This is a genomic window from Kribbella sp. NPDC051718, assembly GCF_040681515.1.
GTDB lineage: Bacteria > Actinomycetota > Actinomycetes > Propionibacteriales > Kribbellaceae > Kribbella.
Map to the genome: position 1 here is coordinate 235,268 of NZ_JBFAYZ010000007.1, position 15,715 is coordinate 250,982.

10 protein-coding genes are annotated in these 15,715 nt (G+C 68.0%); 2 read left to right on the forward strand and 8 right to left on the reverse strand.

Going from position 1 to position 15,715, the window contains the following annotated elements:
* Window positions 1–16: 16 nt before the first annotated feature.
* Entirely contained in the window at window positions 17–2,947 is a 2,931-nt protein-coding gene (locus tag AB0M15_RS26515) for an AAA family ATPase (RefSeq protein ID WP_363824141.1), read from the reverse strand.
* Window positions 2,948–3,191: 244 nt separating this feature from the next.
* Between AB0M15_RS26515 and AB0M15_RS26520 the strand changes: the two genes are divergently transcribed.
* On the forward strand, window positions 3,192–6,056 hold the full coding sequence (locus tag AB0M15_RS26520) for a beta-N-acetylhexosaminidase (protein ID WP_363824142.1): 2,865 nt from the start codon (window positions 3,192–3,194) through the stop codon (window positions 6,054–6,056).
* A gap of 23 nt (window positions 6,057–6,079) precedes the next feature.
* On the opposite strand, the gene AB0M15_RS26525 is transcribed toward AB0M15_RS26520, so the two are convergent.
* The 7 genes from AB0M15_RS26525 to AB0M15_RS26555 form a co-directional block, all read right to left on the reverse strand.
* Entirely contained in the window at window positions 6,080–7,117 is a 1,038-nt protein-coding gene (locus AB0M15_RS26525) for a LacI family DNA-binding transcriptional regulator (protein ID WP_363824143.1), read from the reverse strand.
* Window positions 7,118–7,156: 39 nt separating this feature from the next.
* Complete coding sequence (gene mmsB / locus AB0M15_RS26530; protein WP_363824144.1) at window positions 7,157–8,407, reverse strand: multiple monosaccharide ABC transporter permease; 1,251 nt, start codon at window positions 8,405–8,407, stop codon at window positions 7,157–7,159.
* The gene (mmsA, locus tag AB0M15_RS26535) at window positions 8,404–9,942 is read right to left on the reverse strand and encodes a multiple monosaccharide ABC transporter ATP-binding protein (RefSeq protein ID WP_363824145.1); all 1,539 of its coding nucleotides are present in this window, start codon (window positions 9,940–9,942) and stop codon (window positions 8,404–8,406) included. The genes mmsB and mmsA overlap by 4 nt, the downstream gene beginning before the upstream one ends.
* A 28-nt stretch (window positions 9,943–9,970) precedes the next feature.
* Entirely contained in the window at window positions 9,971–11,110 is a 1,140-nt protein-coding gene (chvE, locus tag AB0M15_RS26540; RefSeq protein ID WP_363824146.1) for a multiple monosaccharide ABC transporter substrate-binding protein, read from the reverse strand.
* Window positions 11,111–11,360: 250 nt separating this feature from the next.
* Window positions 11,361–12,416 carry a Gfo/Idh/MocA family oxidoreductase gene (locus AB0M15_RS26545; protein ID WP_363824147.1) on the reverse strand — a complete coding sequence of 352 codons (1,056 nt, stop codon included), beginning with the start codon at window positions 12,414–12,416 and terminating at the stop codon, window positions 11,361–11,363.
* Between the two features lies 1 nt (window position 12,417).
* The gene (locus tag AB0M15_RS26550; protein WP_363824148.1) at window positions 12,418–13,260 is read right to left on the reverse strand and encodes a sugar phosphate isomerase/epimerase; all 843 of its coding nucleotides are present in this window, start codon (window positions 13,258–13,260) and stop codon (window positions 12,418–12,420) included.
* Window positions 13,244–14,416, reverse strand: coding sequence for an ROK family transcriptional regulator (locus AB0M15_RS26555; RefSeq protein ID WP_363824149.1), 1,173 nt, complete (start codon window positions 14,414–14,416; stop codon window positions 13,244–13,246). The genes AB0M15_RS26550 and AB0M15_RS26555 overlap by 17 nt, the downstream gene beginning before the upstream one ends.
* A 787-nt stretch (window positions 14,417–15,203) precedes the next feature.
* Here AB0M15_RS26555 and AB0M15_RS26560 point away from each other — a divergent pair.
* On the forward strand, window positions 15,204–15,611 hold the full coding sequence (locus AB0M15_RS26560) for a crosslink repair DNA glycosylase YcaQ family protein (RefSeq protein ID WP_363824405.1): 408 nt from the start codon (window positions 15,204–15,206) through the stop codon (window positions 15,609–15,611).
* The last annotated feature ends 104 nt before the right edge of the window (window positions 15,612–15,715 follow it).

Consider the following 15,715-nt stretch of genomic DNA (forward strand, 5'->3'; position numbering starts at 1 on the left):
TGACGGACAGTACGCGTCAGTCGAGCAGTCCCTCCTTGTGCGCCAGAGCCACGGCCTCGCCGCCGGTCCGCACGCCCAGCTTCTTGTAGACCTTTCCGCGCTGCGTCTCGACCGTTCGCGGCGACACGTTGCGCGCGGCCGCGATCCCCGCCGCGTCCTTGCCCTCGGCAAGGAAGCGCAACGTTTCGAACTCCGCTTCGGTGAGGTCGTACGGCCGCTCGACCTCGGCCGGCCGGTCCAGGTCGAGGCCGACTCGCTTGGCCAGCGCGTACACCTTGTCGCGCAACGGCTCGGCGCGCAGCTTCGTCACCACCTTGTGGACGTCCCGGAGGATCGAGCGTGCCGCAGTCTTGTCACCAGCAGCGGCGGCGGCGGTCGCCTGACGGAATCCGGCGTACGCCGCCGGGTACGGCCGATCCGGCTCGGCCCAGCCGGCGACCACCTTGCTCCACAAGGCGTCGGAGTCCGTGCCCTGGATACGTTGCCGCTCTGCCTTGCACAGCAGAACCAGCTGCTCCGTCTCGGCTGTCGGCGACTCCGGCGCTGCGCCAGACCCCTCGTGGGCTAGCCAGTCACCGATTGCTCTCGCGCTGACCCGATCCGCCTCGGTTGCACCCTTCCGGGTTGCCCCGTCAGCCGCTGCCCGCAGACCGACGGCGCAGAGCCGCAGCAGCTCAACGCTGTTGTCGCTACCCCGAACGGCCTCCACCCCGCGTTTCACCTCGTCGACGGCTCGGGCCCGGTCGCCTTCGCACAGCGCCAGCTCGGCCCGGATCGTGTGCAGCGGTCCGAGGAAGCGTGGATCCTCGCCGTGCTCGACGGTGGCGATCGACGTGAGCAGGTCGTGGGCCTGTCCGTAGTCGCCGCGGGCCACCTTGATCTCGGCGAGGGTGAGGCGCGGATACAGGCTCTCGGCGACTGGTCGTTCCAGCGACACCTCGGTGATGATCCGCTCGGCGTCGTCCCACTCCCCCAGCAGGACGAGCGCGGCGCTGCTGTTGTTCGCCAGGACCGTGCCCTGCCGGGTGTTCGCCAGGTCGAGCTGCCGTGCCTCCTCGAGCCCTTGCTTCGTCACCTCTGCGGATTCCCTCAGCCGGCCCGCGTGCTCGAGGACGAGCCCGAGGTTCCCGTACGCCCGGAAGAGGTCCTCGATGTGATGAACCGTCTGCGCGATCTCGAGCGAACGCCTCAGCCGCTCGACGCCGTCCTGGTCGCCGAGCATGCACCTCGCCAGACCGGACACGTTCAGCGCCCTGCCCTCCTCCGCCGACGCGCCGACCTTCCTCGCCAGCTCCAGCGCCTTGTCGGCCTCCTTCTTGCCGTCCACGTAGTGACCGGCCTGCAGGTAGGCGAGGGCGATCCCAGCGAGCACCCGCGCCTCCATCGCCGACGGCGGCTTCCCGTCCAGCAGCCGCTTCGCTTCCTGGAACGCCTTCGTGGATTCGGCTTTCTGACCGGCCTCCCACAGATACGTGGCGAGCCGTTCCTGCAGCTCGGCGCGGCGATCCGTCGTGGAGCCGGCCGTAGTCTCCTCGATGGCCTCTCGGATGTACTCGACAGCCCGATCGACATGGCCGGACCAGCGAGCGGCGTCGGCCGCCTCGATCAGCAGCTGGACCCGTCCGACGCCGGCCAGCTCCTCCGGATCGGCAACCTGCCGCCACAACTGCAACGCCCGGCCGTACTGGACCTCCGCGGACGGAAACGCCAGCGTGCGCGCCGCAAGCTGACCGGCCTGTACGGCGGACGCCAGCGCCTTCGGCCGGACATCCGCCTGGTACCAGTGGCTGGCCAGCTCGGCGGTCGCCGAACCCTCGGTCAGGCTCAGCCCCGGATCGTCCGTCAATGCTTCGGCCATCGCCGTGTGCAGGTCGACCTGAGTGTCGCGGACGGTCCCCTGATAAACCGCCTCGCGGAGCAACGCGTGCCGGAACCGGTAGACGTCCCCGTCGTCCTGTCCGGTCATCAGCATCTGCCGGTCGAAGCACTCCTGGAGTGCCTCGCGCAGTGCCTCGGGAGGCAGGCCGCTGACGGTCCGCAGCAGTTGGCGGCTCATCGCGCGACCGGCGACAGCGGCCACCCGCAGTACCTTGAGCGCGTCCTCGCCCAGACCGATCAGCCGGGCCAGCACCAACGACTCCATGTTGGGCGGCAGCCGGACGTCGTCCTGGCTGTTCAGGGCGCCGGTGGCGATCAGTTGCTCCGCATAGAAGGCAATGCCGTCGGACCAGTCGTAGCAGAGCTTTACCAGCTGCGGGTCGGTCCGGCCTCCGTTCACGGCGTCGAGGAACTCACTCAGCTCCGTCCGGGTGAAGGCGGGCAGCTCGATCCGCTCGGTCTGCCGTACGAACGCCGGCCCGGCCATCAGCTTCCACAACGGGTTGTCGCGGCTCAGCTCGCTCTGCCGGAAGGTACAGATGAGCAGCAGTCGCCGGTCGTCCTGCCGGGCCTGGCCGAGATGCCGGACCAGGTCGAGCGTCGACGGGTCCGCCCAGTGCAGATCCTCGATGATGAGGACGACCGGCGTGTCCGCGCCGAGGTCGTCCAGCATCCGGCGTACGGACAGGAAGACCTGTTGGGGACTGGTCATCGAGTCGCCGCCCAGGTCGAAGAACCGGGCCAGCCGCTCATAGGCCGGTCCACCGACCTCACCGGCCTTGTCCCCGTGCTCCCGGGCGAAGTTCTCCAGCAGCTCCAGCAACGGCCGATACGGCATCGGGTCACCGAAGTGTTCCTCGCAGGCGCCGGACAGCACATGGGCACCGGTCGCGCGAGCCGACTCTGCGAACGTCGCGACCAGCCGGCTCTTGCCGACGCCGGCATCGCCGCCGATCAGTACAGTCCGAGCATGGCCGTCCCGCACTTCGGCCAGTCGTCGGTCAAGCTTCTCCCGCTCCTCAGCCCGTCCGACGAACGCTGCTTCCGCGGGTTCCGTGGCCGGGTTCACTCGCCCACCACCAGCCGCGCCCCATAGATGTCCGCCCACACGTCGGCCTCCCCCTCTACCGGCCACTCCCCTGGCACGGAATGCTCAGCTATACCAGCATCCGCCCGCTGATTCCATAACTCAGAGCGACCGAACGAGTCGGCTGACCTCGCCGGGGCCGAAGCCGCGCCGGTTGTCTTGCGGGGCCGGGGAGTCGGGCGAAAGATGTTACCCGTGACACCGCCCTGCACCGGTGAGGAGTGACATGAGAATTCCTGTCCTGATGGTTGGTGCTCTGGTCGCCGCCGGTCTGGTGGTGCCGGCGACAGTGGGACAGGCCGCCGCCGATCCCTCGGTCGTCGAGAGCGTCAACCTCGCCCTGCTGCCGGGTGCGGTCGCCTCCGCCAAGTCCCAGCGCATGACCGCGCCCGCCGCGACGTACGCACCGGCCAATGCGGTTGATGTGTTCGTGCACAACGGGTGGACTTCGAACTACGCGTCGGTCGGTGGTGGGTATGACCCGACGCAGGACTGGTTCCTGGTGAAGCTGGCTTCGCCGGCGCCGGTTCATGAGGTGTTCAGCCGGTGGACTTCGCCAGGCAAGCCGTCGCAGTACGACCTGCAGGTCTCGACGGACGCGGACTGCCAGACCTGGTCGACGGTCAGCCATGTGGTGAATCCGGCTGACAAGGATTCGCAGGTGATCGATCAGCTGGACCCGGTCTCGTGTGTCCGGATGCAGGCGCTGGCGACGACCTCCACCGTCGGGTACACCCTCAACGAGTTCGAGATCTGGTCGGGCCCGAAGCCGCCGGCGGTGGTCGGGCAGATCATTCCGGTGCCGGTGAAGCAGGAGGTCGGTACGGGTCCGGCCTGGGAGCTGACGAACAAGTCCCGGATCGTCGTTTCCAGCGCAGGCCTGAGCGCGACGGCTGAGGTGCTCGCTGGGTACCTGCGACCGGCGACCGGGTTCGTGCTTCCCGTGGTGACCGGTTTCGCTACGGCCGCGGACATCGCCTTGAGCACTGGGGCGGTACCGGGTCTTCCGGCGGACAAGGCGGCTGAGGGGTACTCCCTCGCGGTCAGCAGTGCAGGTGCGAAGATCGTCGCGCCGCAGGCACATGGTCTGTTCAACGGCTTCGTGAGCCTTCGCCAACTGTTGCCAGCAGCAATCAATTCGTCGGCGACCGGCGTGGGGCCGTGGACGATACAGCCCATCTCCGTCCTGGACTATCCGCGGTACGAGCATCGAGGTCTTCAGCTCGACCCCGCGCGCAACTTCCTCAGCGTCGCCGAGACCCGGTCCATGATCGACCAGCTCGCGGCGTTGAAGGGCGACCGGCTGCACCTGCACCTGAGCGACTCGCAGTCCTGGCGCCTGGAGATCAAGGGCTATCCGGCGTTGGACGGCACCGGCTGCAACGGAACGGGTTGTATCGCCGGCTTCTACACGCAGGAGGACTTCAAGGGCCTGGTGAAGTACGCCGCCGACCGGTTCATCGAGATCGTCCCGGAACTGGAAGGCCCGGCCCACGCCAACGCGGCGGTCAGGTCGCTGGGCGGCGTCGCGGTCATGGGCTGCCAGGGCCAGACCCAGCTCGACCGCTTCTGTACCAACCCCAACGACCCGGCAAGCCAGCGGGCGCTCGCGTTCTGGCGGGACGCGATCGCCCAGCTCGCTGCCATCTCCCCCGCGCCGATCATCCACATCGGCGGCGACGAGGCCATCGGGATGCCGCACGAGGACTACAAGTGGTGGATCGGGCAGATGGAGACCATCGTCGACAACGCCGGCAAGCGGCTGATGGGCTGGAACCCGGCGATCGAGGGCTACGCACCAGGCTCGACGTCCATCAACCACTACTGGTCCGACTACACCGGCGGCGGTCCCCCGCTGATCAAGCCCGAGTGGTTCAACCAGGGCCGCCAGGTCATCACGACGCCGGAGTGGAACGCCTATCTCGACTTCGGGTACGACGGATCGCCCGGCCGCACGCCGCGGACGGAGCTCGACAAGGCGTACTCGTGGGATCCCGAGTGGGTTTGGGAGAAGTACCGGAATGTCTGGGCGCAACCGGCGTACGGCGGACCGAAGGCGGCCGACATCATCGGCATCGAGGCGCCCATCTGGGGCGAGCAGATGCGCGGCCTGGCCACCAACGAGTACATGGTCTTCCCGCGGCTGGCAGGCATTCTCGAGAAGGCCTGGTCGTCCAAGGTGCTCACCCAGGACTACGACGCGTACCGCCAACGGCTCAGCGTGGCCGGCGCGCGGTGGGCGTTCGCGAACGTGAACTACGGATCCATCGCCCAGGTCGCCTGGACTCCGGAGGCGATGGGCACGGTCACCCGATTCGGCGTGGACAGGACGCTGGCCAACGCGCCGCTGGGGCGCCTGGCGGCCGGCTCGACTCCGCCGGGTGAGTTCACCGCCATGATCGATTGGGGCGACGGATCCCCGGCAGAGGCCGGCGCCATCGCAGCCCGCGACTACCTCGCGAGCCAACGCCAAGGCCGAAGCCTGATGACCGTCAACGGGAGCCACACCTACCCGACCGACGGCATCTACCACGGCACCGTCACCTACACCCGCCTCGGCCAGACCTGGGTCGTACCGTTCGTCGCAACCGGCGTTCCAGCCTGTACGACGATGCTCTCCGGAACCCACAACGGCCCACTGAAGGTCACTGCAGGCATCGCGTGCTTCGACGGCGCGACCGTCTCCGGACCCGTAACCGTCGCTGCAGGTGCCGGCCTCTACGCAGCCAACTCCGAATTCCGCGGCCCGGTCACAGTGTCCGGAGCAACCAGCGTCCTGCTCTGCGGCACGACCATCTCCGGCCCGGTGACCATCACCGGCGCAACCCGGGTCTGGCTGGGCAACGGCGAATGCGCGCCCACGAAGGTCAGCGGTCCGGTGAAGGTCACCGGCACGGTTGGCCAGGTGACCATCGATCACGCCACCATCGGCGGCCCGTTGGTCGTACAGAACAACACCGGCCCAACGGTTGTCTCCGGCAACCACATCACCGGCCCGCTGTCCTGCTCGGGCAACTCCCCCACACCGACCAATGCAGGCCAGCCCAATACGACCGGAGGCCCGAAGTCAGGCCAATGCGCCGGCCTCTGACCTGTGAGGAGGGAGTTGCCGGGTTAGCGCTCAGCAGGTGCGCTGGTGGAATCGCGCACGGCCAGGGCGGGACGGATCAGCTGGGTCGACGGATCGGTCTCCCCGTCCAGTGCTCGCAAGGTCAGCTCGACCGCCCGGCGGCCCAGCACGGAGAACTCCTGGTCGACCGTCGTGAGGGCCGGCCACAGGTACCGCGCCTCGGGGACGTTGTCGAAGCCGACGACGCTGATCTCGCCGGGGATGTCGCGCCCCTTCTCGTGCAGGGCATAGATCAGCCCCATCGCCATCGCGTCGTTCGCCACGAAGACCGCTGTCACGTCCGGATCCTCGGCGATCCGCAGGCCGGCCTGATAGCCGCTCTCGGGCGACCAGTCGCCGGCCAGCTCCGGTCCCGGCAGGACATGGCGGTCCTCGTGCGCTCGCTGCCATCCGGTACGCCGCTGACCGGCCTCCACCCACTCCAGCGGGCCGGTGACGTGGGCAACGTGTCGATGCCCCAGGTCGAGCAGGTGCTCCACTGCTACCCGGGCCCCCGCTTCCTGGTCGATGCCCACCGCCATCCGCTGACCTTCGCTCACCCCCTGGACGACGATCATCGGGACGGGTGCGTCCAGCGACTCCACCTGCTCCAGCGCCTCGCGGTGGGCAACAGCGACCACGATCGCCTCAACCGCTTCGTCGAGCAGCCGATCCAGGGCGTTGCGCAGTGACTGCACCGAGAAGTCCTCGACGGCGACCAGTGACACGTCGTACCCGGCCTTGTGACCAGCGTCCTGCACCGACACCGCGATCATGCTCGGCCCGTGCAACACCAGATGAGCCGAGATCATCCCGATCCGGTGCGACCTGTTCGTCACCAGCAGCCGGGCCGCGTTGTTGCGCCGGTAGCCCAGCTCGGCAATCGCCGCCAGCACGCGGGTCCGGGTCTGCGGCCGAACCAGCTCCGAACCGTTCAGCACCCGGGAGACGGTCTGGTGCGAGACGCCGGCCGCGGCGGCCACATCCGCCATGCTCGGCGCCCGGCCGTGAGCCCCGCTCGGTCCCGTCCCCGCAGTCACCATGGGGAAATAGTAAGGAAGACCGGCGGGGGGCCGCCCGATTCAGCGGGCGGCACCGGCGCGGCGCTTGTTGTAGATGTCGAAGGCAACGGCCAGCAGCAGCACCAGGCCCTTCACGACCGACTGGGTCGACTGGTCGATCCCCATCAACTGCATCCCGTTGCTCATCACCGCCATGATCAGGCCGCCGACCATCGCCCCGACGACGGTGCCGACGCCACCTGCGACCGCCGCGCCGCCGATGAAGGCCGCGGCGATCGCGTCCAGCTCGAACATGTTGCCGGCCGCGGGCTGGGCCCCGTTGGACCGGGACGAGTAGATGACACCGGCCACCCCGGCCAGGAAGCCCATGTTGACGAAGATCCAGAAGTTGACCTTGCGGACCTTGACCCCGGACAGCATCGCCGCCGAGAGGTTGCCGCCGATCGCGTACACCTGCCGGCCGAGCACGGTGTTCTTCGTCATCAGCCCGTAGACGATCACCAGGACGGCCAGCACGATCAACACGATCGGCAGGCCGCGGGCGTGGGCGAGTTGCCAACCGAAGTACATGACGACGGCCGCGACCACCAGCACCCGGGTGACGAACAAGGGGAAGGACTCGACCGGCTGCTCGTACCGGATCCGCGCCAGCCTGGTCCGGAACACACTGACCGCATAGCCGGCGACCGCGAGCGCGGCGACGAGCAGGGTGAACGCGTCGTACCCGTGGCCGCCGATCAGGCCGTTCAGGAAGCCGCTGGCGACCTTCTGGTACTCCCCCGGGAACGGGGACAAGGAGACGTTGTCGAGCACCTGCAGGGTCAGACCGCGGAACAGCAACATGCCCGCCAGCGTCACGATGAACGCGGGCATCCCGACGTACGCGACCCAGAAACCGTGCCAGGCGCCGACCGCCGTACCGACGGCCACCGCCGCCACGACGCCGACCCACCAGGGCTGCCCGTGCTGGATCACCAGCACCGCCGACACCCCACCGGTCAGCGCCACGATCGACCCGACCGACAGGTCGATGTGGCCGGCGATGATCAAGATGACCATGCCGATCGCGAGCACCAGGATGTAGGAGTACTGCAGCACGATGTTCGTGATGTTGCCCGGACTGAGCAGCACGCCGTCGGTCAGGAACGCGAACAGCGCGACGATCACGACGAAGGCGATGTAGATGCCGCTCTGCCGCAGGTTGCGGGTGATCAGCGTGCGCGGATCACTGGTACCGACGTGCAGCGCGGCGGCCGGAGCACTCTCCGCCGGCGTCGCCTCGGCCGGTGCGGATGGTTTGGTACTTGTCATCCGGCGAGCTCCTTCTCCTTCGTCATGAGCGCCATGAGACCCTCCTGGGTCGCTTCGCCGACCGGCACCTCACCAGTGATCCGGCCGGCCGACAGTGTGTAGATCCGGTCGCACATCCCGAGCAGCTCCGGCAGTTCGGAGGAGATGACGACGACCGCCTTACCGGCCGCCACCAGCCGGTTGATGATCGTGTAGATCTCGAACTTGGCACCGACGTCGATGCCGCGGGTCGGCTCGTCGAGGATCAGCACGTCCGGATCGGTGAACAGCCACTTCGACAGCACGACCTTCTGCTGGTTGCCGCCGGACAGCGTGCCGACCGGGTCCATCACGGTCCGGGTCTTGATGTTCATCTCACGCCGGCCGTCCTCGGCGACCTTGATCTCCTCGTTGCCGTTGACCCAGCCGGCCCGCGACAGCTTGCCGAGCCCGGCGGCGGAGACGTTCACCCGGACATCGGCGATCAGGTTCAGCCCGTACCGCTTGCGATCCTCGGTGGCGTAGGCGATCCCGGCCCCGATCGCCTCGGCCACGGTCCGGGCCCGTACCTGGTTGCCGTGCATGTACAGGCGGCCGCTGATGTTGCGTCCGTACGATCGCCCGAAGATGCTCATCGCCAGTTCGGTACGTCCCGCGCCCATCAGTCCCGCGATGCCGACCACCTCACCGGCGCGGACCGCGAAGCCGGCCCCGTCGACGACCTTGCGCGGCTGGACCGGGTGCCACACCGTCCAGTCCTCGACCCGGAGCACCTCTTCGCCCGGCGTGGACACCCGCTCCGGGTAGAAGGTCGCGATGTCGCGCCCGACCATGCCGCGGATGATCCGCTCCTGCGTCGCCTCCGCCGAACCCATCTCGAACGTCTCGACGGTCCGGCCGTCGCGGATCACCGTGGTGGAGTCGGCGATCGCGGTGATCTCGCTCAACTTGTGCGAGATCATGATGCAGGTGATCCCCCGGTCCCGCAGCCGGCGGAGCAGGTCGAGCAGGTGCGCCGAGTCGACGTCGTTGAGGGCGGCGGTCGGCTCGTCGAGGATCAGCAGCCGGACCTCCTTCGACAACGCCTTGGCGATCTCCACCAGCTGCTGCTTGCCGACGCCGAAGTCGCTCACCGGCGACACCGGGTTCTCGTCCAGGCCGACGGAGGCCAGCAGCTGGCCGGCCTCCGCGTTGGTCCGGTTCCAGTCGATGAAGCCGCCCCGGCCGCGCCGCTCGTTGCCGAGAAAGATGTTCTCCGCGATCGACAGGTAGGGCACCAGGGCCAGCTCCTGATGGATGATGACGACGCCGACGGCCTCGCTGTCCCGGATGCCGTTGAACCGCACGGGCGTACCGTCCAGGACGATCTCGCCGTCGTAACTGCCGGTCGGGTAGACACCGGACAACACCTTCATCAGGGTCGACTTGCCCGCTCCGTTCTCCCCGCAGATCGCGTGGATCTCCCCTCGCCGGACGGCGAGCGAGACGTCCTCGAGCGCCTTCACGCCCGGAAAGCTCTTGCTGATGCCACGCATCTCCAGCAGTACGTCGCCCATCGACCCTCCTTCGCCGGTCAGCCGGCCGTCACTTGGCCTGACCGGCGGCCACCTCGGCGGCCGTGTAGTACTGGGAATCGACCAGCGCCTTCTTGATGTCCGGCTTGAAGACGGTCTGGATCGGCAGCAGGTAGGCCGGGACGACCTTGACGCCGTTGTCGTACGACTTGGTGTCGTTGGCCTCCGGCGTCTTCTTCTGCAGGAACGCCTCCGACGCGTTGACCGCCTGCTCGGCCAGCAGCCGGGTGTCCTTGAAGATGGTCGAGCTCTGCACCCCGTCGTTGATCAGCTTGACCGAGGCGATCTCGGCGTCCTGGCCGGTGATCGGCGGGACCGGACCGGCCGTCTTGCCGTAGCCGGCGTTCTGCAGGGCGGTGATGATGCCGCGGGAGATGCCGTCGTACGGCGACAGCACGCCGCCGACCTTGCTGCCGTCGTTGTAGCTGGAGGTCAGCAGGTTCTCCATCCGCTTCTGCGCCGCCTCCTGCTGCCAGCGCAGGGTCGCGACCTGCTCGAGCTTGGTCTGCTTCGACTTGACCACCAGGGTTCCGTCGTCGAGGTACGGCTTCAGGGTGTCCATCGCGCCCTGGAAGAAGTAGTGGGTGTTGTTGTCGTCCAGCGAGCCGGCGAACAGCTCGATGTTGATCGGCCCGGCCTTGGCCGTCTTCGCGCCGTCCGCGTTCTCCAGCCCGAGACCGCGCAGCAGCGCCTTGGCCTGGGCGACGCCGACCTTGTAGTTGTCGAAGCTGACGTAGAAGTCGACGTTCTGGCTGCCACGGATCAACCGGTCGTAGGCGATCACCGGGATCTTCTTGTCGGCCGCGGCCTGCAGCTGGCTGCTCAGCGCGGTGCCGTCGATCGCGGCGATCACCAGGACGTCGGCGCCGCGGGTGATCAGCTGGTCGACCTGCTGGGACTGGGTCGGGATGTCGTCGTTCGCGTACTGCAGATCGACCTTGTACCCCTTCGCCTCGAGCTTCTCCTTGACCGCCTTGCCGTCGGCGATCCAGCGCTCGGAGGTCTGTGTCGGCATCGACACCCCGATGGTCAGGTCGGCCGGCTTCTGGCTGGCGGTGTCGGTGGTCGCCCCCGCTCCCTCACCGCCACACGCGGCCAGGCCGAGCACGAGCAGAGCACCACTGAGAGTGGCCACGAACTTCTTCTTCACGAACTCTCCCCTTCCGGGACAGGTCACTCCCGCAGGAACGGGGGTTGAGCTGCTGAATGTTAGCGCTCACATGTTGGCGCTCACCTCGAGCCCGGTCAAGACATCAGCCAGACATCCGAGCGTCACGGTCTCATAACAACCGCAGCCGAAACTGTTTCGCGCGGCTCAGGTGGCGGCGAGCTGTGAGCGTTCACATACGAAGACCCCGTGACCGCGGACAGAGCCGGGTCACGGGGCCGGGGCCGGGCGGTCAGCGGGTGATGGCGACCTCGGAGCCGGTCCGGGCCGACTCGTAGACGGCGGTCAGGATCCGGGCCATCTCGAGGCCGTGCTCGGCGGTCGCGTCGGCGGGGATCTCGCGGCGGCAGATCCGGAGGAAGTGGTCGATCTGGTTGGCGAACGCGGTGGTGAAGTCGAAGCCCAGCGAGTCGATCTGCGGCTGGATGTGGACCAGCGTGTCGTGCTGCTCGGTGATCATCAGCAGCTCGGGTTCGATCTCGGCGCCGCCCTTGTCGCCGTGGATCTTCACGCTGGTGGAGTTCCTGGCGTGCAGCGAGTACGACGTGTCGACGTCGAGCACGGCCCCGTTCGCGAACCGGATCTGTGCCGTCGCGTAGTCCTCGACGTTGTTCACCCGGGTCGCGGACGCCGCCCGGTACCGGGTCAGGTGCTGGATGTTGTCCCGGGCACCGAGTGGTGAGAAGGTCGCGCCGGACGCCGATACAGCTTCCGGCCCTCCCATCAGATACCAGCACAGGTCGATGATGTGGACGCCCAGGTCGATCAGCGGGCCGCCACCGGAGACGTCGACGTCACCGAACCAGCCGCCGGGGTTGCCGGCCGCCCGGATGATCGAGGCCCGGGCGGCGTAGATGTCGCCGAGCTCGCCCTCGTCCAGGAAACGCTTGATCACCAGGGCGTTCGGCGCGAACCGGCGTACGTAGCCGATCTGCAACGCCTGTCCCGTCTCCTTGGTCGCCCGGACCAGCGCCTCGGCCTCGGCCACCGTCACCGACATCGGCTTCTCGATCAGCACGTCCTTGCCGGCCCGCAGCGCCGCCTCCGCGATCTTGGCGTGCAGGACGTTCGGCACGCAGATGCTGACCGCGTCGACCTCGGAGTCGGAGAGGATCTCCTCGACGACGTCCGTGGCCTTCGGTACGCCGAACTCGTCCGCGCGCGCCTTGGCCCGGTCCCGGTCGAGGTCGCAGACGGCGACCAGCTCGGACTGCGGGTTCTTCTGGTACGAGATCAGGTGCTGGCCGGCGATCGCGCCCAGCCCGATCACTGCGATCCGGGTCGTCATGTCAGGCTCCAACCAGTTCGAGAATGTTCTCGAGTGAGCGCTCGATGGCCTGCGGAGTCGCCTCCATGCCCTCGAACTCGAGGCTGACCGGCAGATCGGGCTTGGTGGCGACCAACGCCAGCAGGCTGTGCAGGTCGACGTCTCCATGGCCCGCGACCGTACCGAGCAGGTAGTCGCCGGCCAGCGTCTTCAGCCAGCCCTCGCCTGGCGCCGTACGCCGGATGTGGAAGTCCTTCACGCCGACCGAGGCCGCGACGTCGATCAGTCCGGCCGCCGTCTTGCCCGGTACCTCACCGACGCACAGGCCGTTGCCGAGGTCGAGCGTGACGCGGAAGTTCGGCCGGTCGACGGCGTACACGAGCCGGGACAGCCGCTCGCTCCCGTTCATGAAGAAGCCGTGGTTCTCGATCGTCGACACGATGCCCAGCGACGCTGCGTGGTCGGCGACTGCCTGGCAGCCGATCACGACCTGCTCGAACGTCGACTCGAACTCGGCCTGGTCCTGCTCGCGCCAGGCCCACGGCGCGACGTCGTGCCGGAAGATCCGCGCGCCGAAGCGGTGCGCGACATCGAGCTGCCGGCGCAGCCGATCGATCTCCTCGCAGTCGGCCGTCCGCAGGTCACCACTGACCAGATAGTTCACGATCGGTACGCCGATGTCGGCGGCGTGCGCGGCCGCCTTCCGCACGACCTCGTCGTTCTCGAGGTAGTACTCGCCGTCGACCGCGGCGACCTCCACATGCTCGGCGGGCGAGGCCGCGACCCAGTCCAGGACGGCGATCAGGTCCATCTCACCGCTGGCCATGAGCTTGCGGAAGCAGTACGAGCTAACTCCCAATTTCACTGGTGGTCCTCTCGACGTCATGAGTGATGGGCGTCCACGGGCTCGGATAGCCGTGCACGCAGTAGATGTCCGAACTGAACCGGTCGAACGCGTTGCCGGCCGCTCCGAGCACCACGGCCTCGCGGCCCAGCGCCGAAGCGACGAACGGCGGTCGTTCAGGGATGAGCAGCTCCTTGTCGACGGCCGCTTCGAGCGCCCCGATCAGCACGTCGCTGTCCGCAGCCGGCCCGCCCCGGACGACCAGGACCTCCGGGTCGACGACCAGCAACACGGTGGCGATCCGCTCGGCGATCTGCGCGCAGAAGTCCTCGATCTCGGCGCGGGCATCGGGGTCGCCGGCCGCGGCGGCCTTCAGTACTGCCTCACCGGTCGGCCGCGAGGTCCATACCAGCTGCCCTCGTTTTGCATTGCGGGTCCAGCGCATCTTGCGCTGGGCGCCGAGTTCGCCGGCCATCCGGTGCCGGCCCTGGCGGATGACACCATTGAGAACGATCGACACCGACAGTCGGGTACCGATCTGCAGGTAGACGACATCCTCGTACCCGCGACCGGCGCCACCCCGTTGCTCGGCCAGCGCCGCGAGCTTGATGTCGTTGTCAATGGCAACGGAACAGCCCAGCGTCTGCGTCAGCGTCTCCGCGATCGGCAGGCCGACCAGGTCAGGAATCGCAAGACACGCGCGCAGGCTGCCGTCAGCCTCGACCACGCCCGGCAGAGCAACACCGACCGCCCGCAGGCGCTCGATGTCGACGGAGGCCTCCTCGACGACGGCCCGTACGGCCCGCTCGATCAGCGCGACATCGGGGCGCTCCCCCATCAACTCGACGTAGGCCAGCCGCTCGCCGGACAGATCGTGAAGAACCCCACGAGCACCTCGCGGCCCGAGATCCACCCCGGCCACCAGCCCCACCTCGCGAGCGAACCGAAACGCACGAGCAGGCCGCCCAGGCCCCGCCACCGCCGGACTGGTCGCGCTCACCAGCCCAGCCTCAAGAAGATCGTCCAACACAGCATGCACAGTCGGACGCGACAGCCCGGTTCCGGCACTGATGGCGCCGACCGTCTGCGCGTCGTCAGTGGTGCTCAGGAACTGCAGACAGGCGACCTGATTGGCCGACCGCTCGACCTGAGCGGCGCCTCGGATCCCACCGTCCATCGCTCCGCCCTCTGGTTATCGCAACCGGCTTTAATAAACACGGTATCAGAATCGTGGTGCGCCCGCGTTGCCGTACCGTTGGCGCCGACCATCGGCGTCGACGGGGAGTGGGACCGGCAGTGCTCCACCTGACGAAGCAGCAGGCGCGGCGGATCGCAGTACGGGCTCAGTTGCTGACCGCGGACCGGCCGACCGACCTGGTGACGATGGTCCACGACTTGACCTTGCTGCAGGTCGATCCGACGGCGGCGATCGCTCCCAACGCGGATCTGGTCGCGTGGAGCCGGTTGGGTGCGGCGTACCAGCCGGCCTTGTTGCGGCAGGCGCTGGAGGTGGACCGGACGCTCTTCGAGTACAACGCGTTGATCCGGCCTACGAGCGATGTCGGCTTGTACCTGGCCGGCGCGGCCGAGCAGCCGACGTGGGAGCGGGCCCGCGAGTGGATGAAGAAGAACGACGGCTTCCGGCGCGACATCCTGGAGTTGCTCGGCGAGCGAGGGCCGCTGATCTCACGCGACATACCCGACACCTCGACCGAGCCGTGGGCATCGACCGGCTGGACCAACGCTCGCAACGTCACCAAGATGCTGGACTGCTTGATCGCCCGCGGCGAGGTCGCCATCACCGGCCGGGTCGGCCGCGAACGCAAGTGGGATCTCGCTGAACGGGTCTACCCGTCCGACCTCGTCATCCCCACCGTCGAGGAAGCGACCCACCTGAGGAACGAGCGCCGGCTGCGCTCATTGGGAATCGCCCGGGCCAAGGGCACCGAGGTCCCGGTCGAGCCCTGGATCGTCGGCTTCGTCGGCAACCGGCCGAGGTCGAAGGCACGAAGGGTGAATGGCGAGTGGATCCCGCCGCCCTCGAGGCCGATGACTTCGAGGGCCGTACCGCGTTCCTCTCCCCCTTCGACCGCCTGATCCACAATCGCGGCCGGGCCGAGGAACTGTTCGACTTCGAGTACACGCTGGAGATGTACAAACCAGCAGCCGACCGTCGCTGGGGCTACTTCGCCCTACCGATCCTCCACAACGACCAACTCATCGGCAAACTGGATGCCACCGCCGACCGCAAGGCGTCCGTCCTCTGCGTCAACGCGATCCACCAGGACGTCCCTTTCACCCGCCGGACAAGCAAGTCCGTCCAGACCGAACTCGGCAACCTCGCCCAATGGCTCGGTCTGGAGCTCGCCTAGGGCCTTGCTGGCCGACAGCTGCGGGGGGATGCTGGAAGGCAACTTGCCGGGGGTGGTGGAGTCATGGCTCAGCCAGACAGTGTTGTTCTCAGTGCGGATCATGG